General features: G+C 42.8%; 21 protein-coding genes and 1 other annotated feature. All 21 genes read right to left on the bottom strand.

Features of this window, described 5'->3' with window-relative positions; translation table 11 throughout:
• Positions 1-117: 117 nt before the first annotated feature.
• Positions 118-750, bottom strand: a complete 633-nt coding sequence (pyrE, locus tag J7I93_RS07250) for an orotate phosphoribosyltransferase (protein WP_214724754.1) — start codon at positions 748-750, stop codon at positions 118-120.
• The gene (gene pyrF / locus J7I93_RS07245; RefSeq protein ID WP_214724752.1) at positions 740-1,459 is read right to left on the bottom strand and encodes an orotidine-5'-phosphate decarboxylase; all 720 of its coding nucleotides are present in this window, start codon (positions 1,457-1,459) and stop codon (positions 740-742) included. The genes pyrE and pyrF overlap by 11 nt, the downstream gene beginning before the upstream one ends.
• Complete coding sequence (locus tag J7I93_RS07240) at positions 1,431-2,372, bottom strand: dihydroorotate dehydrogenase (protein WP_214724750.1); 942 nt, start codon at positions 2,370-2,372, stop codon at positions 1,431-1,433. The genes pyrF and J7I93_RS07240 overlap by 29 nt, the downstream gene beginning before the upstream one ends.
• The gene (locus tag J7I93_RS07235; RefSeq protein WP_483297128.1) at positions 2,369-3,145 is read right to left on the bottom strand and encodes a dihydroorotate dehydrogenase electron transfer subunit; all 777 of its coding nucleotides are present in this window, start codon (positions 3,143-3,145) and stop codon (positions 2,369-2,371) included. The genes J7I93_RS07240 and J7I93_RS07235 overlap by 4 nt, the downstream gene beginning before the upstream one ends.
• The gene (gene carB, locus J7I93_RS07230; RefSeq protein WP_214724746.1) at positions 3,145-6,357 is read right to left on the bottom strand and encodes a carbamoyl-phosphate synthase large subunit; all 3,213 of its coding nucleotides are present in this window, start codon (positions 6,355-6,357) and stop codon (positions 3,145-3,147) included. Before carB ends, J7I93_RS07235 begins: the two co-directional genes overlap by 1 nt.
• The gene (locus tag J7I93_RS07225) at positions 6,336-7,442 is read right to left on the bottom strand and encodes a carbamoyl phosphate synthase small subunit (RefSeq protein WP_214724744.1); all 1,107 of its coding nucleotides are present in this window, start codon (positions 7,440-7,442) and stop codon (positions 6,336-6,338) included. Before J7I93_RS07225 ends, carB begins: the two co-directional genes overlap by 22 nt.
• Positions 7,439-8,725, bottom strand: a complete 1,287-nt coding sequence (locus J7I93_RS07220; protein WP_214724742.1) for a dihydroorotase — start codon at positions 8,723-8,725, stop codon at positions 7,439-7,441. The genes J7I93_RS07225 and J7I93_RS07220 overlap by 4 nt, the downstream gene beginning before the upstream one ends.
• Positions 8,688-9,626 carry an aspartate carbamoyltransferase catalytic subunit gene (locus J7I93_RS07215; RefSeq protein ID WP_214724741.1) on the bottom strand — a complete coding sequence of 313 codons (939 nt, stop codon included), beginning with the start codon at positions 9,624-9,626 and terminating at the stop codon, positions 8,688-8,690. The genes J7I93_RS07220 and J7I93_RS07215 overlap by 38 nt, the downstream gene beginning before the upstream one ends.
• A gap of 224 nt (positions 9,627-9,850) precedes the next feature.
• Positions 9,851-11,155 carry a solute carrier family 23 protein gene (locus tag J7I93_RS07210; RefSeq protein ID WP_214724739.1) on the bottom strand — a complete coding sequence of 435 codons (1,305 nt, stop codon included), beginning with the start codon at positions 11,153-11,155 and terminating at the stop codon, positions 9,851-9,853.
• Between the two features lie 141 nt (positions 11,156-11,296).
• Entirely contained in the window at positions 11,297-11,839 is a 543-nt protein-coding gene (gene pyrR, locus J7I93_RS07205) for a bifunctional pyr operon transcriptional regulator/uracil phosphoribosyltransferase PyrR (protein WP_214724737.1), read from the bottom strand.
• Between the two features lie 184 nt (positions 11,840-12,023).
• Positions 12,024-12,935 (bottom strand): RluA family pseudouridine synthase, encoded by a 912-nt coding sequence (locus J7I93_RS07200; RefSeq protein WP_214724735.1) that lies wholly within the window; start codon positions 12,933-12,935, stop codon positions 12,024-12,026.
• A complete protein-coding gene (lspA, locus tag J7I93_RS07195; RefSeq protein ID WP_214724733.1) occupies positions 12,907-13,401 on the bottom strand; it encodes a signal peptidase II in 495 nt (164 codons plus the stop codon). Before lspA ends, J7I93_RS07200 begins: the two co-directional genes overlap by 29 nt.
• 79 nt (positions 13,402-13,480) lie before the next feature.
• Entirely contained in the window at positions 13,481-13,768 is a 288-nt protein-coding gene (locus tag J7I93_RS07190; RefSeq protein ID WP_214724731.1) for a TraR/DksA C4-type zinc finger protein, read from the bottom strand.
• 554 nt (positions 13,769-14,322) lie between these two features.
• A complete protein-coding gene (ileS, locus tag J7I93_RS07185; RefSeq protein ID WP_214724729.1) occupies positions 14,323-17,094 on the bottom strand; it encodes an isoleucine--tRNA ligase in 2,772 nt (923 codons plus the stop codon).
• A 242-nt stretch (positions 17,095-17,336) separates the two neighbouring features.
• Positions 17,337-17,597: a binding site (T-box leader), on the bottom strand.
• A gap of 50 nt (positions 17,598-17,647) precedes the next feature.
• Positions 17,648-18,166 (bottom strand): DivIVA domain-containing protein, encoded by a 519-nt coding sequence (locus tag J7I93_RS07180; protein ID WP_110065760.1) that lies wholly within the window; start codon positions 18,164-18,166, stop codon positions 17,648-17,650.
• Positions 18,167-18,303: 137 nt separating this feature from the next.
• A complete protein-coding gene (locus tag J7I93_RS07175) occupies positions 18,304-19,077 on the bottom strand; it encodes a YlmH family RNA-binding protein (RefSeq protein ID WP_214724727.1) in 774 nt (257 codons plus the stop codon).
• A gap of 60 nt (positions 19,078-19,137) precedes the next feature.
• Positions 19,138-19,401 carry a YggT family protein gene (locus tag J7I93_RS07170; RefSeq protein WP_144542425.1) on the bottom strand — a complete coding sequence of 88 codons (264 nt, stop codon included), beginning with the start codon at positions 19,399-19,401 and terminating at the stop codon, positions 19,138-19,140.
• A gap of 6 nt (positions 19,402-19,407) precedes the next feature.
• Entirely contained in the window at positions 19,408-19,854 is a 447-nt protein-coding gene (locus J7I93_RS07165; protein WP_214724724.1) for a cell division protein SepF, read from the bottom strand.
• A 1-nt stretch (position 19,855) separates the two neighbouring features.
• Positions 19,856-20,545, bottom strand: a complete 690-nt coding sequence (locus J7I93_RS07160; protein ID WP_214724722.1) for a YggS family pyridoxal phosphate-dependent enzyme — start codon at positions 20,543-20,545, stop codon at positions 19,856-19,858.
• 6 nt (positions 20,546-20,551) lie between these two features.
• On the bottom strand, positions 20,552-21,373 hold the full coding sequence (pgeF, locus tag J7I93_RS07155) for a peptidoglycan editing factor PgeF (RefSeq protein WP_214724720.1): 822 nt from the start codon (positions 21,371-21,373) through the stop codon (positions 20,552-20,554).
• A 73-nt stretch (positions 21,374-21,446) separates the two neighbouring features.
• Positions 21,447-21,716 carry a YlmC/YmxH family sporulation protein gene (locus J7I93_RS07150; protein ID WP_214724718.1) on the bottom strand — a complete coding sequence of 90 codons (270 nt, stop codon included), beginning with the start codon at positions 21,714-21,716 and terminating at the stop codon, positions 21,447-21,449.
• Positions 21,717-22,039 lie beyond the last annotated feature (323 nt).

Raw genomic sequence — 22,039 nt, 5'->3', positions numbered from 1 at the left:
AGCAAAAGATGCTTGCTTTTTTCTTTATGAAAATTAATTTTTCAAAACTGGATATCGATATTTTAGGAACAACAAACCTATTTAAGCCATTCCTAAATTCAATTTACACTAAGCAGGTTATTGCTTAACCTTCCCCCACTCGGCAGGGTCTTTACGCCACTCCATCAATTTCTCCATATCCTCTTCCTGAATATAACCCATCTCGATTGCTACATCTGTTAGAGCTTCGATATCTGTCAAAGTGATTGCCTCAATATTCTCTTCAGCAAGCATTTCTTTGCCTTTTTCAAGCTGGTATGTAAAGATCGCGGCAACACCCAATACTTCACAGCCTGCTTCTCTTAGCGCCTTTACCGCAGTTATTGCGCTTCCCCCAGTTGAAATCAGGTCCTCTACAACAACTACCTTCTGTCCCGCTTCAGCTTTTCCTTCAATTTGCTTGCCTTTGCCATGCCCTTTTGCCTTAGAGCGGACATAGCACATAGGGAGATCCATTAAGTCACTTGTCCAGGCTGCATGCGGAATGCCGGCTGTAGCTGTTCCAGCGATGAGCTCGGCATCAGGAAACTTTTCATTAATGATTTCCTGAAGGCCAGCAGCAATTTCTTTCCTTACAGCAGGGTAGGATAGTGTCAAACGATTATCGCAATAAATTGGGGCACGCAGTCCTGATGACCAGGTGAATGGATCGTTTGGGTTTAATGCAACTGCCTTGATGTCCAGTAATCTTTCTGCTATTTTACGCTTCATTGAGTACGCCCTCCCATGATTGCTTGCATTGCATATATTTTTCCAAAGGATTTTCCGACTTTGTTATTGAACGTCCAACCACAATGGCTGAGGCTCCCTCCGCTCTTGCGAACTCAGGTGTGGCAACCCTCTTTTGATCCCCGCAATTATCTGATAACATCCGGATCCCTGGTGTAACCGTTAAAAAAGTTTCTCCTAAACGGGCACTGATTTCTTTTGCTTCAAAACTTGAACATACAACACCATCAAGCCCCGCCTCTTTGGAAAGACTGGCAAAATGCAGAACTGATTCATTCAGTGATACAGGTATTAATTGCTCTGATTTCATTTGCTGTTCAGAAGTGCTTGTAAGCTGGGTAACTGCAATGCAGAATGGCCTTTTGCCAGATCCGCGGCCTGCTTCCAGCCCTTCAAGAGCAGCTTCCATCATGGATTTTCCCCCGGCAGCATGAACGTTGATCATATCGCAGCCTAGTCCTGCCAGGCCTTTCATCGCATTCTTTACTGTATTCGGAATGTCATGGAGTTTAAGATCCAGGAAAATCTCATGTCCTTTTTCTTTTAATTCATAAACAATGGATGGCCCCTCCTGGTAAAATAACTCCATCCCAACTTTCAAAAATAGTTTCTCATTCTCAAAGTGTGCAAGAAAACGATTTACATCATTTTTCCCTGCAAAATCAAGAGCAATAATAAGCGGCTTGTTCATGTTTCTTCCAACTCCTTCCTGTACACTCTGATATATGTTCATAGCCGAGATTTTTTAAAAGTTCAGGCAGCTCATCAATAATCTTCGGACAGACAAACGGGTCTACGAAATTCGCTGTACCAACGGCCACTGCACTTGCTCCTGCATAATAGTACTCTATTACATCCTCGGCAGATTCGATTCCGCCCATTCCGATAATCGGAAGGGATACCTGCTGGCTGACTTCATAAATCATTCTTAGTGCAACCGGCTTTATCGCAGGTCCTGAAAGGCCCCCAGTTTTATTTGCCAGAATTGGATTGCCTGTTTTCAGGTCCAGTCTCATGCCAATTAGCGTGTTGATCATCGTTAATCCGTCTGCGCCGCCATCCTCTACTGCTTTTGCCAATTCTACTATATTTGTGACATTCGGAGAAAGCTTTACATATACGGGAACTTCTGAAACTTCTTTTACTTTTTTTGTTAAGTTCCTGGCTGTTTCTGGAATCGTTCCAAAGGCAATTCCACCTGTTTTGACGTTCGGGCAAGAGATGTTAAGTTCAAGAGCATGCACATTCTTGGCAGCTGAAATTCTTTTTGCCACAGCAACATAATCTTCTTCCTGTGAACCGGCAACATTAGCTATGATGGGTACATCAAATTGCTCGAGCCACACTAACTCTTCATTCACAACTTTTTCTAATCCCGGATTTTGCAGCCCAATCGCGTTCAGCATACCTGCTGAAGTTTCCGCAACTCTTGGGGTTGGATTTCCAAATCGAGGTTCAGAAGTGGTCGCTTTAATCATAATCGCTCCCAGCTTACTCAAATCGTAGAGCTGGCTAAATTCTCTGCCAAATCCAAAACACCCTGATGCCGGCATAATTGGATTTTTTAAATCAAGCCCTGGAAGGCTAATGTTTAATGAGCTCATATAACAACCTCCCCTGCTTTAAAAACTGGTCCGTCACTGCAAACCTTTTTATAGCTGTAGCCTGCAGGATCATCTCCGGTATGGCAGACACAGGCAAAGCATGCGCCGATTCCGCAGCCCATCCGTTCTTCAAGTGACAGATATACGTTTTTATGTCGATACTGACTTTCCAGTGCCTTAAGCATTGGTGTCGGGCCGCAGGAATAAAGAATATCGAAGTCCAGTTTCAATTCATCTATTACATTCGTGACAAAGCCCTTTGTCCCAAGGCTGCCATCGGCTGTGGCAATATAGGTTTCTCCGAGTTTCGAAAATTTTTCTTTATAAAAGGCAGCACTCTCTGTCTGAAAGCCTAGTATATGAACTACCTTTACGCCCAGTTTTACAAGCTGCTTGGACAACTCATAAAGCGGCGGTACACCAATCCCTCCGCCAACAAGCAGGGCTGTATCCCCTGGTTTTGCTTCGTGGACAGGGAAGCCATTTCCTAAAGGGCCCAACACATCAACAGCATCACCAGCTTTTCTCTCTGAAAGCTTAACCGTGCCCCTGCCTTCAGCCCTGTAAATCATCTTAAATTGACTCAAGTCAGGAGCGATTTCAGCAATACTGATCGGCCTTCTAAGCATGGGATCAAAGCCCTCTGATACTTTTAAATGGACGAATTGACCTGGCTCGGTCATTTCATGGACAAGCTCACCTTGAAGGGTGAGCTCGTAAATGTTATTTGCAATTTTATGTTGAGCGATTACTGTGCATATTTCCTGCTTGATCAAGATAGAACAGCCTCCCGAATTTGTTCTGGTTTATCCATCGCATCCGCGGAGAAATTCATAGATTCAATCACTCGAAGGATTGCTTCAGCCGTATCCAGTGAAGTTAGGCATGGTACGCCATTTTCAACAGATTCACGGCGGATTCGGAATCCATCCCGGGCTGGCTGTTTGCCTTTTGTTAACGTATTAATCACAAAATGTGCTTCGCCATTTCTAATTACATCCAGAAGGTTTTGCCCTTCAGATCCGATCTTTCCGGTCACTTTAACAGGTATGCCGGCAGATTGAAGAAATAAAGCTGTTCCGCTTGTCGCCATCAGTCTGTAGCCTATAGACACGAAACGTTTTGCGAGCTGCAGGGCTTCTTCTTTATCTTTGTCCGCTACTGTCATAAGCACGGTTCCGAATGGCTGAATTTTCATGCCGGAAGCAACAAGGCCTTTATAAAGGGCTTTTTCTAACGTTGTGTCTTTCCCCATAACTTCCCCGGTTGATTTCATTTCCGGCCCTAAAGTGATGTCCACTCTTCTCAGCTTGGCAAAGGAGAAGACCGGAACCTTAACAAACACGCCGCTTCTTTCTGGAAGAAGTCCAGATCCGTACCCCTGGTTGGCCAATGACTGTCCTAAAATAACCTTTGTAGCTATTTTGGCCATTGGTACATTTGTAATTTTGCTCAAGAAAGGCACCGTCCGGCTTGAGCGAGGATTAACTTCAAGCACATATACCTCCCCTTTAGCGATTACATACTGGATGTTTAGAAGACCGATAATCCCCAGTCCTTTTGCCATCTTTTGCGTGTACTCAACCAGCTTTTCTTTGATTTCCTCTGAAATATTTTGCGGAGGATAAACCGCGATTGAATCCCCAGAGTGGACGCCGGCTCTTTCAATATGCTCCATAATACCTGGGATAAGAACATTCTCGCCATCAGAAATCGCATCTACTTCAATTTCTTTTCCGGTCAAATAACGGTCTATTAATACCGGGTGCTCCGGATTTACTTTAACCGCATTTTCCATATAGTGAAGCAGCTCTTCTTCTTTGTACACGATCTCCATCGCTCTTCCGCCAAGTACATAAGATGGACGAACCACCACAGGATAGCCGATTTCACTTGCTATTGTGACAGCCTGTTCCACTGATAAAGCTGTTTTTCCCTTTGGCATTGGAATAGCCAATTCAGTAAGAGCTTGCTCGAATTTGTCACGGTCTTCTGCTCGATCAAGGTTCTCAAGGGAAGTTCCGAGAATTTTCACGCCTCTTTCTACCAGCTTTGCAGCCAGGTTGATGGCTGTCTGCCCGCCAAACTGTACAACCACTCCTTCAGGCTGCTCCAAATCAATAATATGCATTACATCTTCAATTGTCAGCGGTTCAAAGTAGAGTTTATCGGAAATACTGAAGTCTGTTGAAACAGTTTCAGGATTATTATTTATGATGATTGCTTCATAGCCTGCTTCCTTAATGGCCCATACTGCGTGAACTGTTGAGTAATCGAATTCTACTCCCTGGCCAATGCGGATTGGACCAGATCCGAGGACAACGACACTCTTGCGGTCTGTTACCAAAGATTCGTTTTCATCTTCATACGTTCCATAGAAGTATGGTGTTTCAGATTCAAACTCCGCAGCACACGTATCAACCATTTTGTAAACAGGGACGATATTATTGGATTTCCTCCAGCTGTATACTTCGATTTCCTTGGCTCCCCAAAGCTTGGCGATTACCGAATCGGCAAATCCCATTTCTTTTGCCACTTTTCCTGTTTCCTGGTCAAACGGCTTTTCAGCTAATACTTTCTCAAAGGCTATTATTTTACTAATCTTGTGCAGGAAGAACAGGTCGATCTTGCTCCACTCATGGATCGCATCAATGGTTACTCCCCTGCGAATAGCTTCCCCGATATAAAACAGGCGCTCGTCGCCTGCTTTTCTTATCCGTTTTTCAATCAATTCATCTGAGATTAGTTCAGCATCCTTCAATTCAAGATGGTGGATATTTGCTTCAAGTGAGCGGACTGCTTTTAGTAAAGATTCTTCCAGCGTACGTCCGATCGCCATTACTTCTCCGGTTGCCTTCATCTGTGTTCCAAGAGACCGGTTTGCAGATTCAAATTTATCAAACGGCCAGCGCGGAATTTTTGAAACGATATAATCCAGAGCCGGTTCGAAGCAGGCATAAGTTTTTCCAGTAACAGGGTTCATCATTTCGTCAAGTGTCAGTCCTACTGCAATCTTTGCTGCAAGCTTCGCAATCGGATAACCTGTAGCTTTTGATGCCAGTGCAGAGGAACGGCTGACACGTGGATTTACTTCTATGATGTAGTAATTGAAACTGTGTGGATCCAACGCGAGCTGAACATTACAGCCTCCTTCAATCTCTAATGCGCGTATAATTTTTAGTGAAGTGTTTCTCAGCAGCTGGTACTCGCGGTCACTGAGAGTCTGGCTTGGTGCTACAACAATGGAATCGCCTGTATGGATGCCGACCGGATCAAAATTTTCCATATTACAGACAACAATCGCATTGTCATTGGAATCTCTCATTACTTCATACTCTATTTCCTTGAATCCTGCGATGCTCTTTTCAAGAAGGCATTGGGTAACAGGGCTGTTCTTCAAGCCGCTTGCCACAATTTCAATTAATTCTTCTTCATCATGACAGATTCCCCCGCCGGTACCTCCGAGAGTGAAAGCAGGGCGAACAATTACCGGATACCCGATTTTATTTACAAATTCGAATGCTTCATCCAGGTTATGAATAATTTCACTTTCAGGTACAGGCTCGTCAAGCTCATTCATCAAATTGCGGAAAAGATCTCGGTCTTCTGCTTTCTGAATGGCAGATAATTTTGTTCCAAGAATCTCAACGCCGCATTCCTCCAAGACACCAGATTCAGCCAGCTCGACAGCCAGATTCAAGCCAGTTTGGCCACCCAGTGTCGGAACAAGCGCATCTGGACGCTCTTTCCGGATGATACGGCTGACAAATTCGAGGGTTAGCGGTTCTATGTACACCGCGTCAGCAATTTCTGTATCAGTCATAATCGTTGCCGGGTTTGAATTTACTAGGATTACGCGATAGCCTTCCTCTTTCAAAGCGATGCAGGCCTGTGTGCCCGCATAGTCAAACTCTGCTGCCTGGCCGATTACAATAGGTCCCGATCCGATTACTAAAATGCTTTTTATATCTGTACGCTTTGACATGCTGCAGCACCTTCCTCTTTTTGTGTTTCAATCATTTGCAGGAATTGTTCAAATAACCCGTTTGCATCTTCTGGTCCTGGTGAAGCTTCCGGGTGGTATTGTACGGTAAAAGCTGGTACTTCTTTATGTTTCAGCCCTTCGATCGTTCCATCGTTTAACGCAATATGAGTAATTTCAAGCGGTGTGCCCGCTATTGAATTTTCTTCAACTGAATAACCATGGTTCTGTGAAGTTAAAGCTACTTTTCCAGTACTCAGATCTTTTACTGGATGATTAGAGCCCCGGTGGCCAAATTTCATTTTTTCTGTATTGGCACCGCACGCCAATGCAAAGAGCTGATGGCCCAGGCAAATCCCGAAAATAGGCACATTACCTAATAGTTCCTTAATCATTGTGATGGCTTCCGGAACATCTTTCGGGTCCCCAGGTCCATTGGACAGCATGACACCGTCAGGGCTCAAGCTGAGAATTTCTTTAGCTGAAGTATTGTAAGGAACAACAATCACATCACAATCCCGCTTATTTAGTTCCCTTAAAATACCGTGCTTCATTCCGAAATCTACGAGGACAACCCTGCTGCCGCGCCCTGGGCTTGGATAAGATGTCTTAGTAGAAACCTGCTTTACCTGGTCGTTGCGCAGCATGGTTGCACGCAATTTTTCGATGATCGTTTCAGGGTTTTCATTCATGCTGCAGATAGCCCCTTTAAGCGTTCCATGCCGGCGGATGATTCTTGTTAATTTTCTTGTATCGATTCCCGCAATACCCGGAATATTCTTCATCTTGAAATATTCGTTCAATGACTGCTCATTTCTCCAGTTGGAAGGATACTCGCTTGCTTCTTTTACAATAAACCCTGAAATCGCAGGAGAAATGGATTCAAAGTCATCCCGGTTGATTCCGTAGTTTCCGATTAATGGATAAGTAAGAGTAACAATTTGCCCGCAGTAGGAAGGGTCTGACAAGATTTCCTGATAACCTGTCATCCCTGTATTGAATACAATCTCTCCAATTGAATTTACATCACTTCCAAACCCTTTTCCGATAAAAATAGTTCCATCTTCCAGAATCAGCTGTTTTTTCATGCTTTTACACTCCCTCTGTTCCAGGCAATTTTTCCGTCAACCATTGTCAATACTGGCCAGCCTTTACAATCCCAGCCAGAGAATGGCGTGTTTTTTCCTTTTGATAAAAATTCTGCAGGATTAATTTTTTCCTGATGGTTCAAGTCCAGTAGAACCAAGTCAGCCTCTGCTCCAGTTTCTATTCTTCCTGACTGAAGGCTGAATGCCTCTGCAGGTTTAACTGTTAAGTAATCGATCAGTTGCTTTAGTGTAAAAATTTCTTTCTCTACAAAATGGGTGTAAAGCAGCGGAAAGGCTGTTTCCAAGCCGACAATTCCGAAAGGCGCCAGCACCATGCCCTCCGCTTTATCCCCTGTTGTATGTGGAGCATGGTCGGTTGCGATAAAATCAATCGTCCCGTCCAGCAGCCCCTCGATTAAGGCGTCTCTATCTTCTGCACCTCTTAACGGCGGGTTCATTTTAAAGTTTGGATCCAGACCTGGAATGTCTTCGTCACAAAGCAGGAGGTGATGCGGGGTTACTTCCGCAGTGACCTTGATCCCCGCGCGCTTTGCATCTCTTACCACTCTTACAGATTCCTTCGTGCTGATGTGGCAGACATGATAATGGCAGCCGGCTGCTTCTGCAAGCAGGACATCCCTTGCAATTTGTACAGACTCACAGACGGAAGGAATACCGTTCAGCCCATGCTCTTTAGCAAAAACTCCATCATGTACAGAACCTTTGTTAATGAGGGTATTTTCTTCACAATGGGCGACAATCGGCATATTGATTTCTGCTGCTTGCTTCATAGCGTCAAGCATCATTGCTGCTGACTGAATTCCCACTCCATCGTCTGTAAAGGCAAATGCTCCAGCTTCTTTAAGTGCTTTAAAATCAGTTAATTCCTGACCAAGCTCACGGATCGTAATTGATGCATACGGCAGAACTTTGACAGCTGCTTTCTCTTCAATCCGCTTGTTCAATTTTTCAAGCTGTTCCTTCGTATCAGGAACCGGCCTTGTATTCGGCATCGCCGCAACAGTTGTAAAACCGCCTTTGGCAGCAGCCTTAGTCCCGGTTTCAATTGTCTCCTTCTTTTCTCCGCCTGGCTCGCGCAAGTGTATATGCAGGTCTATAAAGCCTGGAGCAACAAGTAAACCTTGTGCATCAATAATTTCCTGTGCTTCTCTTTTAATATTCGTGCCAATTTCGGCGATCTTTCCGGATTCTATGTAAATATCAGCTACTCGAAATTCCCCTTTATTAGTAAGCAACTGGCCATTTTTGATTAATGTTGACATAATTAGCTCCCCCTTCAATTTGTTCAATGGATCTTTTCAAAACTGCCATCCGGATGAATACTCCATTTTGCATCTGTTTGAAAATTCTGGAACGCTCGCATTCTACCAAACTATCTGCAATCTCTACGCCTCGATTTACCGGTGCAGGATGCATGATAATGCTTTTCGGCTTCATTTTTTTCTCTCGTTCTTCTGTTAATCCGTAAGCAAGGTGATACTCTCCAGCAGTACGGTTTGCCTTCGACTCATGCCGTTCATGCTGGATTCTTAAAAGCATTACGACATCAGAGGTTTCGATGGCTGTGTTTATATCTTCATAAACGCCATTTTCAAGCATTTCATCATCAAACCATTCATTAGGTCCTGAAAAAACAACGTTTGCTCCAAGCCGGACAAGTGCATCCGCATTTGATCTGGCCACCCGGCTATGTGAAATATCTCCAATAATTGCTACTTTTAAGCCTTCAAAAGTTCCGAATTCCTGCTTGATTGTCAGTAAATCAAGTAATGACTGTGTAGGATGGTGTCCGCATCCGTCTCCGGCATTCAGAATGGAAACCCCGCCTCTGCCTGTCAGTTCATCAAAGTATCGATCCTTGCTATGGCGGATGACAACTGCATGCACACCAATCGCTTCAAGTGTTTTGACCGTATCGTATAATGATTCACCCTTTGAAACACTTGAAGTGCTTACTTCAAAAGGGATAATATCCAGTCCAAGCCGTCTTTCTGCCACTTCAAAGCTGCATTTTGTTCTCGTACTATTTTCAAAAAAGAGGTTGGCGACAAAAACCTTGTTTTCAGGTGTCCATGTTCCGCCATTTAAAAAGTACTGCGCGTCACCCAGAATGTTATAAATTTCTTCTATCTCTAAATCTGAGGTAGTAAGCAAATGTTTCATATTTTCCCTCCTCTTTTATTTAAGAGCTTTTCAATAAGGATCTTTGAAACTTGGGTGTTGATAATCCGCAATTAGTTTTACACAGTTTTCCATAAAAAAGCACCCTGCCAATTCGGTCAGGGTGCTGCATAGTTGAGGCCACCTGGCATTTGGGTACACTGGTCCCGTTTAGCCAAATTGCCGCCAACACCCTTTTAAGTCTCTCTGGACCTAGTTAAAACGTGTTATGCTACATTCGTTTTTTTTTCGTTTTCACTTTCAAGCATGTCATCTTTAGCTTCTTCTCTGCCTGGAAGAATCAGATTTAGAAGGACGCCGCTGATCGCAGCCAGGGCCATTCCTTCTAGTTTGAATGCCCAGATTTCAATATGCGCTCCGCCAATTCCCAGTACAAGGATGACTGATGCAATAACCAGGTTGCGGTTGTTTCCGAAGTCCACTTTGCTGTCAACAAGCATTCTTAAGCCAGATGAAGCGATGATACCGAACAGCAGGATGGATACTCCGCCCATAACGGGTGTCGGAATGGAGCTGATTAGGGCTGTAACCTTACCGATGAATCCAAAGATTATCGCAATGACTGCGGCACCTGCCAGTACATAGACACTGTAGATTTTAGTGATGGCCAATACACCGATGTTTTCACCGTATGTTGTTTTTGGCGGTCCTCCGATTAATGCTGAAATCATAGTTCCTGTTCCGTCTGCAAGAATGGAACGGTGCAATCCAGGTTCCTTAATATAATCTTTTCCGACTACTTTTCCAAGTACAAGCTGATGGCCGATATGCTCTGAGATCGTTACTACTGCTACCGGAATCATTAGAAGCGCCAGATCAAGTGTTATCCTTACTTCATAATCTGCGAAAGGAAACAAGAACTCAGGCATTTCAAACCAGGCTGCCTGCTGAACTAATGAGAAGTCGATTATGCCCATTGCCAGTGCATAAACATATCCAATTATGATTCCTGCCAGAATTGGCACCATGCTGAGCATGCCCTTTGCATAGATGGAGAAGATGATTGTTGCTGCCAGCGTTACAAGCGCTACAGAGAAATGCAGCATGCTGTATTCACCTGTTTCAGGGTTATTCATTGCCATGCCGACTGCTGTGCCTGCAAGTGCCAGCCCGATTACGATGATGACTGGACCTACTACAATTGGCGGAAGCAGGTTCATGATCCAGCGGTAGCCTGCTTTTTTGATGATTAATGCAACAGCTCCGTAAACAAGGCCTGCCATAAAGCTTCCGATCATGGCTGCTCCCGGGCCGCCGGCTGCTTTTGCAGCGATGATTGGAGCGATAAAAGCGAAAGATGACCCGAGGTATGCCGGTACCTGCCATTTTGTAATGATTAGAAAGGCAATGGTTGCAAGTCCGCTGGAAATCAAGGCAATCGCGGGGTTTAACCCGACCAAGTATGGTACTAAAATGGTTGCTCCGAACATTGCGAATAAGTGCTGTAAGCTTAATGTCAGCCAGTGGGCCGGTGATGGGATGTCATTTATGTCTAAAATTGGTTTATTCATTCAAATCTCTCCTCTTTGTTTTATTAAAAAACCCTCTTTGCAAGTAAGGCGCAAAGAGGGTGAAAGAGGACAGCAAAAGACAGACCGCTTCTGCTGAGTTCCCCTTTGTCAGCCTCTCTGGACTGCATTTAAAAGGACTATTTATTTTTCGAATATGCTTACTTGATCGTTTTCATCTACTTCCTTCAGCTCAACTACGATTTTCTCCGAACTTGAAGTTGGTATGTTTTTACCTACATAATCAGCTCTTATTGGCAGCTCTCTATGTCCCCGGTCAACAAGGACAGCAAGCTGAATCTGAGACGGCCTCCCGATATCAATCAGTGCATCAAGGGCAGCTCTAACCGTCCTTCCTGTATAAAGGACATCATCCACAAGGATAACCTTTTGATCATTGATATCCTTTTGGATATCAGAGCCTTTGACTAACGGTTCCTGATTTTCAGTCTTTTTAGTAAGGTCATCTCTGTATAAAGTAATATCAAGCTCGCCAACTGCAATTTTTGCTCCTTCTATCTGTTCGATCCGTTCCGCTAAGCGGTTTGCCAGGTATATCCCCCTAGTCCGGATGCCAATCAGGATACAATTCTCGATTCCTTTGTTTTTCTCAATGATTTCATGGGCAATCCTTGTCAGTGCTCTCCTGATTGCTTGTTCGTCCAGGACAATTGCTTTTTGCTGCATTCTGATCACCTCTTTTATAATAAAAAAACCCTCTCACCGATACGGCGAGAGGGTAAACGAAGTCGTCTGCTGCAGAATGAGGATACAGTATCCCCGATTCCAATCCGTTTCCTTCCCAGCCTCACGGGACTGTTTTAAAGGACTTATTTAACTATAGTCATCTTATAGCACATATGGACAGTTGTCAACGATTATTTGCAAGATTATCTATGAGCTCTTGAAAATAAGAAGGAAGGGATGCTTCAAATTCCAGATACTCTCCCGTCCTTGGGTGATCAAATCCCAGCACTCCCGCATGAAGGGCTTGCCCTCCCAGATCCAGGGTTTTCCTTGGCCCGTATTTTGGATCTCCTGCAAGGGGATACCCGATATATTTCATATGCACACGGATTTGATGGGTCCTGCCTGTTTCCAGCTGGCATTCAACAAGTGTGAAATCCTTAAAACGTTCGAGGACATGAAAATGAGTGACTGCATGTTTGCCATTGTCCACTACTGTCATACTTTGACGATCCTTAGGGTCTCTGGCAATCGGTGCATCAATGGTTCCATAATCATGGGGAATAACTCCATGGACGATGGCGCGGTATTTACGTGTTACCGTTTTTTTCATAAGCTGGTTAACAAGGCTTTCATGAGCCAAATCGTTTTTGGCAACCATGAGAAGTCCTGATGTATCCTTATCTATACGATGAACGATTCCAGGTCTCATAACACCATTTATCCCTGAAAGATCTTTGCAGTGGGCCATCAGGCCGTTTACAAGGGTGCCGGTTCCGTGCCCAGCTGCAGGATGGACGACCATTCCTTTAGGTTTATTCACAACAAGGACATCCTGATCCTCATAATAAATATCCAAGTCCATTTCTTCAGGGACAACATCCAATTCTTCGGGATCGGGTATGGTGATCTCAATACGGTCATTCACTGTGCATTTATAATTTGTTTTCGGCTTTTGCCCATTTACAAGAACATTGCCATCCTTAATCCATTGCTGAACCTGGGTTCTTGACCACTCTGCATTAAGCGTGGATAGTACTTTATCTATTCTTTCTCCTGCCTGTTCCTCAGGAATGATGTGTTCCATTTTCTCCATAAGATTTCTCCTTCTTTGCTTCTCTCTCTTCAAGCAGCATCTGAATCATCAGCATGCCTACTCCAATCACCAATGCCGAGTCAGCAATATTGAAAACGGGGAAGTCATAGCCAAAAATATAGGTGTTGATAAAATCAACAACCTCTTTCCGATATACTCTGTCAATAAAGTTTCCAATCGCTCCGCCCAGCATTAATCCCAAAGAGACACCCAGTAGCATTTTGCCTTTAGCTGCTTTTTGAATGTAATAAATAATTCCAATGATGACAATGACGGTTATCACATAGAAAAACCACATTTGACCCTGCAGGATACCCCAAGCAGCGCCACGGTTGCGGTGCGATGTAATATAGAGAAAGTCTTCAATAACCTTCACACTTTCCCCTAATTCGAAGTTCTTTACAATCAGCCATTTTGTCAGCTGGTCAAGAGCAATCACGAACAAAGCAATTATGTAATAAAACACAAAGGCAACCCCCATATCTCATATCATTACCTTTGCATTTTAGCACAAACTGAATAAAAAACACAGCACACGCTTAAACTCAATGATAGATCGACTTTCGGTAATATTTCCCGAGCATGCTGCAATCCTCCATCGTTTTTAAGGTCGGTATCATTTCAAGCAAATCTGCAGGAAGCAGTTCACCGGAAATTTCACATTTCCCATAATCGCCATTTTCAATTTTTCTAAGCGTTTGCTCAATGTCATGCAGTTCTTCCAATAAAATTGGTTTAATCAAAGCTGAACTATTGCCTTCCATCAGTCTTTCCAATATTTCTTGTCTTGTATTACGGAGTTCTGAATAGAGCCCTTCTGCTTTTGCATCCATGCCTTTTTCCTCCGTTCTATTGGTGTTTCCTTTATTATTTCTCGGAGGCGTTTCCAGACACGGGCAAACTTTTAGCAAACGGCACAACATTTAACGAAGGTGGAATTATTTATTAAAACTCTTGGAACATTTCTCTAGGTATCACTTTTTCTTTCCTTTCATAAAGCTGAGGCAAAAATTCAGCCTTCCTTTTGTTCCCTTTCCTCACACTTAAAGATAAAGTTTCGGTATGTATACTTTTTTTGTTCCCATTCCTTGAGCTTAACGAAAATTTTGGCATGTATGTCCCTCTTTTGTTCCCTTACTCCGTGTTAAAAGAAAAAGATCCGGTATACATCCGCTTTTGTTTCCGTTACCCGTTCTTTAGATAAGGCTGTTTTCGCGCATTTTGCTGCTACTTAAACAAGTAGTGTGGAGAGGTTGATTTTTCAATGGTTTTTAATCACAAAATCATAAATAAACAACAATCTTTTAGAAAAGAGCCTTAAATAAAGTCCAAGAAGGTACATAGCCTAAAATAAAACAGCCCCCTGAACCAGGGGACTGTTCAATTATTACGCCAAATGGCTATAGTTATTTTTTACAACATCAGCACAGCGAGGGCAAAGTGTATCGTAGCCTTCAGTCTGGCCAACTTCCGGTGTTACTGTCCAGCAGCGCTCGCATGTCTCACCTTCTGCTTTGGTAACAGCAATTGCGGAGTTTTCAAATTTCATTGCGTTTTCAGGAGCATCTTCCAGGCTGCCTGCTACTTCAAAGCCAGAAACGATAAAGAGCTGCTGAAGGTTTTCCTGGATAGAATCCAGTAGGTTTTTAGCATGATCGTTAACATAAAGAGTGACTTTCGCTGTCAGTGATTTACCGATAACCTTTTCATTGCGGGCTTCTTCCAATGCCTTTAAAACGTCATCGCGAAGCTTCATAAATGCCGTCCATTTTTCTTCAAGCTGCTTCGCATTTGGAAGCTCTTGATATTCCGGCATATCAGTTAATTGTACACTCTCTTCTTGCACATTTGGGATAAAGCTCCAAACTTCATCTGCTGTATGGGACAGAATTGGCGCTACAAGTTTTGTAAGAGCAATCAGGCTCTCATAAAGTACTGTTTGGATCGCACGGCGCTCTGCATTATCTTTTGCTTCAATGTAGAGAACATCTTTTGCAAAATCAAGATAAAACGCACTTAGATCCAATGTACAGAAATTATTGACTGCGTGGTAGATGCCTGCAAATTCATAGCGGTCATAAGACTCACGCACGCTCTTAATCAATTTATTAAGCTTAACAAGCATGAACTGATCAACTTCACGCAGATTTTCAAATGCAACTGAATCAGTTGCAGGATTAAAGTCAGCAAGATTTCCAAGCAAGAAACGGAAAGTGTTGCGGATCTTGCGGTACACTTCAGCAACCTGTTTCAAGATTGCATCGGAAACACGGACATCTGCCTGGTAATCAACAGACGCAACCCATAAACGAAGGATGTCAGCACCAAGCTGGTTCATAACTTTAGCCGGCACAACAACGTTGCCGATGGACTTACTCATTTTTCTGCCTTCGCCGTCCAGGGTAAAACCATGGCTTAGAACACCTTTATAAGGAGCTTTTCCTGTCACAGCAACTGCAGTCGATAACGAAGAGTTAAACCAACCACGGTACTGGTCGGATCCCTCAAGGTATAAGTCCGCAGGACGCTGAAGATCATCTCGTTCTAAAAGAACAGCCTGGTGGGAAGAACCAGAGTCAAACCAAACGTCCATGATATCCGTTTCTTTCGTAAATTGGCCGTTCGGGCTGCCAGGATGAGTGAACCCTTCAGGAAGCAATTCCTTGGCTTCTTTTTCAAACCAAATATTTGAACCATTTTCGCGGAAAAGATTTGACACATGTTCGATTGTCTCATCTGTAATGATTTCTTCTCCACTTTCAGCATAAAAGACAGGAATTGGAACACCCCAGACGCGCTGACGGGAAATACACCAATCTCCGCGGTCGCGGACCATGTTGAACAGTCTCGTTTCACCCCATGCAGGATACCAATTCGTTTCCTTAACAGCTTCTAAAAGTTCATTGCGGAAATCCTTAATGGATGCAAACCATTGTGCTGTCGCACGGAAAATAACCGGCTTTTTTGTTCTCCAGTCATGCGGATAAGAGTGAGTAATGAATGTTAGCTTTAATAAAGCGCCAACTTCCTCAAGCTTTTCCGTGATTGGTTTGTTGGCTGCATCATAGAACAAGTCTTCAAAACCGGGAGCTTCATTTGTCATGTTTCCTTTATCATCTACCGGGCATAATACGTCCAATCCGTATTTCATACCAACATGGAAATCGTCTTCCCCATGGCCAGGAGCTGTGTGAACACAGCCAGTACCAGCATCTGTAGTTACATGCTCGCCCAGCATCACAAGGGAGTCACGTCCATAAAGGGGATGCTCAGCAATTACATGCTCCAGATCGCTTCCTTTAATTGTTTTCACAACATTATGGTCTTCCCATTCGAACTCTTTTGCGACTGACGACAATAAATCTTCAGCAACAAGATATTTTTGGCCACTTGCTTCAGCAACAGCATAATTAAGCTCCGGATGAACAGAAATTCCAAGGTTGGCAGGAATCGTCCAAGGTGTTGTTGTCCAAATGATGATTTGCGTATCGTTATCTAATACGTTCTTTCCATCTTTTACTTTAAATCCGACATAAATCGATGGTGAACGTTTATCTTTATATTCAATTTCAGCTTCAGCCAATGCAGATTCAGATGACGGAGACCAATAAACAGGCTTTTTACCCTTGTAAATGTAGCCCTTTTTAGCCATTTCTCCAAATACTTTAATTTGCTGTGCCTCATACTCAGGCTTCAAAGTGATATAGGGGTTCTCCCAATCACCGCGTACACCCAAACGCTTAAATTGTCCCCGTTGGCTGTCAATTTGCTCATAAGCGTACTCTTCGCAAAGTTTACGGAATTCCGCAACACTCATTTCTTTTCTTTTTACCCCTTTATTTGTCAAAGCCTGCTCAATCGGCAAACCATGTGTATCCCATCCGGGAACATATGGGGCATTGTATCCGGTCATAGACTTGGAACGGACAATGAAATCCTTCAAAATTTTGTTCAGTGCATGGCCAATGTGAATATCGCCGTTTGCATATGGAGGGCCATCGTGCAGCACAAATATCGGACGGCCTTTAGTGCGTTCCTGTACCTTTTCATAAATATTCATTTCTTCCCATTTAGCCTGGACCTCAGGTTCGCGCTTTGGAAGATTCCCGCGCATCGGGAATTCTGTTTTTGGCATTAATAAACTATCTTTGTAATCCATTCCATTTTCCTCCTGTATAAAGTGAAACTTCAATCAGTGGGGGCCTTCATCCCCATTGATTGTTAGTTGAACCAATCGGGCCTCTACGGTCAGTTGGACTCCCACTTATCCCTTTCGATTTCTCTGAGTCTTAAAGAGGGATTCCTACCGCCCATTAGACTGCGACAAACTCATTAAATACCATGATTGCCAATGTTAGAGCAGATAAATCATTATAAAACACAAAAAACCCTCTCATCCCAAAAAGGGACGAGAAGGTTTTATTCTCCCGCGGTACCACCCTTGTAGACGGAATTATCATTCCATCCGCTCAAAGCATTCTTAACGTGAATGATTCGCCTTGGCCTACTGGTTCTAAAGAATGTTCGGCAAGGAACTCAAGGGTGATTTTCCAATTTTCTGCTTATCCCCGGGCTTCCACCATCCCCGGCTCGCTAACAGAGTGAGCATGCACTTCTGCACTTAAGCTAAAAAAACTGTACTTTCCCTCTCATCGTTTATAATCATGGTATTTACTTTGTTATAAAAGTATATGCGATATCTAAAGCTTTCGTCAAGCCAGTGATTCTTCCTCTTCTTTTAATGATTTTAGGTCTGTAGAGTCAAGCTTATACTCCATTAAATGATCCCAATCATCGTTATTCAGCATATCAAGCTGTGCTTCAACGAGCATTTTGAAACGGGTTCTGAATACTTTGGATTGTTTCTTCAGGTCTTCGATATCCAATGCGATTTTTCGTGCTTTCGATAATGACTCATTAACAATCCGGTCAGCATTCTTTTCCGCTTCTTTAATGATCAGCTTTGCCTCCTTATGTGCATTGCGCTTGACTTCTTCTGCAGCTTCCTGTGCCACCACAATGGATTTATTCAAAGTCTCTTCAATTGTTGTAAAGTGGCCAATGCGATCGTTAACTTCATTGAGTTTTTCTTCAAGTTCCTTTTTTTCCCTAATCAGGATTTCATAATCTTTAATGATTTGATCGAGGAACTCATTTACTTCATCTTCATCATATCCGCGGAACCCTTTACTGAATTCCTTGTTATGAATATCTAACGGTGTTAATGGCATAGGTGCCACCTCCCAGATCTGTTGTTCTTATGTAAAAATTTGTCCGAGCCTGCTGGTTCCCTTTCATTATAACAGACTCCGCTATCTTTTGATTTATTTATTCGACAGCTTGCATCAAATTCCTGCATTATTATAAATTATTTTTGCCTTCCAGCGATAATTCTCCATTTATCCTTCTTGGTTTTCCCTTCAATCTCCATGATTTTGGAGCGCCCTTGTCCCCTGACTGAAATCATATCTCCTTCTTTGCATTCAAAGGAGGGGTTTTCAAGTAATGTCCAATTGACTTTAACCAGCCCCTGCTGGATAAAAAGCTGTGATTTTTGCCTGGAGATACTGTATACCGCTGAAATGACTGTATCAAGCCTTAAGGATGAAGATGTGACCGAGTATTCCCGCCACTCCTCGCTAGTTTGGATTGTTTTAGCAAAGGGCTGCTTCCTTAGAGTAACGGAGGCTCTGCCGATGGTCTCCAGCTGCAGGCGAATATAGTCCTCCACTTCTTCAGAAACAAAAAATTGGATCCTGTCGTTATCGAATAGAATATCACCGAATTTTCCCCGCTTTAATCCAAGAGACATCAGGCTGCCTAAAACCTGGGGATGCTCGAGTGTAACAAACTTTTTAGGATAGTCAACTTCAAATAAGCAGATTTGAAAATCTTCCTCATCTGGTTGGTAATAATCCGGGAATATAAGAGCCCTTTTCCTCTCCGAATTTGGTATACCTCCAAATAAATCACACTGTATTCCTGAATGCTGTCCTATGATGCTCTTAAGAATATGCTGCTCCCTCGGATCAAGAAAATCGGTGAGCTTTGGAGCATATGTATTTTCTGCCTGATCCTTCCAATTGAGGACCTGGTCAATAAACTCTTTTTCTTCCGGACGGAAGTGCTGATAGATGCTCATTCAAACCCAAGCCTCCTTTTTACAAAATAAAAAAGGGCCTTATTAGCCCCCTTTTTATGCTTAAGCAATCCATTGATACAACTGGTGCAATCCTCCAGTAGCAAAACGCAGGACCAAAATGGCAACGATTGGTGAAATATCAATCATGCCAAGCGGAGGAATGATCTTACGGAATGGTTCAAGATATGGTTCGCAAATTCTGGCAAGAAACTGGCCAAAAGCTGACTCTCTCGCATTCGGAAACCAGGACAGCAGAATATAAATGATTAATGCCCATGAATAATAATAAATTGCTTGTGATAAGATTCCAAATAAAAATTCCATTAAGTGTTACCACCTCGTACTTTCGAATTCTTGTTCCTTCATCAATTGAGAGATGCTTCCTGAAACTTCCACATTATCAGGCGTGCATAAGAAAATATCTGTTCCAACCTTTTGAATATCTCCGCCGATGGCATAAACAGTTCCGCTTAAAAAATCAACGATCCGTTTGGCCTGATCCTTATCGATTCTTTGCAGGTTCACCACAACGGCCCTTCTATTCTTTAACTGATCGGCAATATCCTGTGCTTCCGCATACATACGCGGCTCAACCAGTACTACTTTAGACGATTTCTGCACACTTTGCAGGCTGACGACATTTTGTTTTTGAACTGGCTGCTGCTGTTTCTGCGCCTGCTTTACCGGTTCTCTTTCTTCTTCGATGATTTCCTCTTCCTTATAGTCATATTCATCATCCAGGAAGAAAAATGTTTTAAATTTTGATTTTATACTCATTTTATTGAACCTCCTGATCCTTTTCGCCTACTAAAGCAGTTCCAATTCTCACCATGGTAGCCCCTTCTTCAATAGCAATGGCAAAATCGTTTGACATGCCCATGGAAAGCTCAGTGCATGGAGCAAAATCGTAATTAAGGTCTCTCACCTCTGCTTGAAGGTCCTTCAGTTTGCGGAAACAGGAACGAAGCAAATCTTCATCGGAAGTGAACGGTGCCATCGTCATAAGCCCGATAATGTTCAGGTTCTTAAACTCTTCAAGGCTTGAAATGAATGCAGCTACGTCTTCAGGGTTAATTCCCTGTTTGGACTCTTCTCCTGAAACATTAACCTGAACAAAACAATTAATTTTTTTCGCTGCCCGTTTATCAATTTCCTTTGCAAGCGATATCCGATCCAATGAATGGATAAAATCAACCTTATCAATAATGTTTTTTACCTTCCTGGTTTGAAGTGTACCGATAAAGTGCCAGGTCGGCTTGTCCTTTAAAACTTCCCACTTGGCAAGGAGTCCATCATCTCTGTTTTCTCCTAAATTCTCAATTCCAGCCACAAAAGCTTCTTGGGCTCTTTCTATTGAAACATATTTAGTAACAGCAATAACTGTGATTTCATCAGGATTACGCCCCGCTTTTTCGCATACTTCCAGAATGGCGGACTTTATTTGCTTTAAATTTTCTTCAACTTTCATTTGACTTCAGACTTCCTCCTTCCATCCGATAAAGCTCATCATTCTGCCAGTTCTCCCTTTATCTCTTCTATGGGAGAAGAAATAGTCCTTATCGCAGCTTGTACAATATTCCGTAATTAATATATTATCTTCTAAAATACCTGCATTCAAAAGAATTTGCATGTTCAGCTTTTTCAAGTCCAGATGGTACTGATTGTCATTAATTAAATTATATGGCTTTATCTCGACATCTTCTAGTATTTTTTGCACTTTTGAAATGACACGATCATCAACAATGTAACAATTTTCGCATATGGAAGGCCCGATCACTGCTTGAACCTCACGTAAATCAATTCCTTCATTGCGGTAGAACTCGGCCATTTTTTTGCCAATTCCCTCGACTGTACCCTTCCAGCCTGCATGGGCAATGCCAATCGCTCCTGTTTTTTCGTGCAAAAAATAAAGGGGCACACAATCTGCGTAACAAAGAGTTAATAATACACCTGTATCATATGTAAAAAAACCGTCAGTGCCCGGAAAAGAGTCCTCATATATTAACGAGCCCTTACCCTGGTCTTCCTTGGATACCTTTTGGATTCTTACTTCGTGTGTTTGTTCCGCACCAACCCACCTATCTGGAGAAAAACCAAGCAAGCCAGCCACATGCTTACGATTTTGGCTGACCGCTTCATAGCTGTCTTTCACATGCAACCCTACATTAAGGCCTTCAAACTCATTTTGGCTGCAGCCGCCATTTTTGGTTGTGAATCCGGCTGTTATATTAGGAAAACGATCTGTCCATTCTTTTATCACAAAATACTCTCTATTCTTTAAAGAAAATGGCTCCATATTTTAAACCCCATCTTATTTTTCTATAGTTTACCATACAGTCTTGACCGTTTACAGCTTTAACACCGCTTCTTTACGCTTCTTCCTCGATATGCTTCAGTTCAGTTGTATCTTTATAGCGAACCAATATGACATCCTCTCCGATTTTTAATATGTTTTTCCATGGAATGACAATATCCTCATCCTTGCCGAAAAAGCCTAATACTTTTCCTGCTCCGCCTATAACAACAGCTTCAATTTTGCCTGTGTTTATATTAATGTCAATATCACCTATGTTTCCAAGCTTTCTGCCATCCGCAACATTAACAACATCTTTCATCTGAAATTCAGATATTTTCACCATAGAGACTTCACTCCCAATTTTATGTTCTTATTAAATATATGTTTGCTGCTCTATGAAAAATGTTAGAAAAGGAGTGAAAAGAATAAAAGCTTTAGGCTGTAAAAAGCAAAAAGCAGCCAAATTGGCTGCTCAGACTGTAGACAATCTCGATAAAATTGGGTTTGTCTACAGTCTTTTAATGCGTCTGTGAAATGGGTCTGTTGATTTCCGTTCCAGGTGCTTCGCTTTCCGCGGGCGGCCTGTGGATCGTTGAGTGCCCCGTGCTGAAATCAATGGGCAGAGTTCTTAAGCAAAAACAACAATCTATACAAAAAATGGCCAAC

The sequence above is a fragment of the Bacillus sp. ISL-47 genome (assembly GCF_018613175.1).
Classification (GTDB): domain Bacteria; phylum Bacillota; class Bacilli; order Bacillales; family Cytobacillaceae; genus Cytobacillus.
The sequence above is the reverse complement of the archived record's forward strand: the minus strand, read 5'-3'. Positions and strand labels throughout refer to the sequence as shown.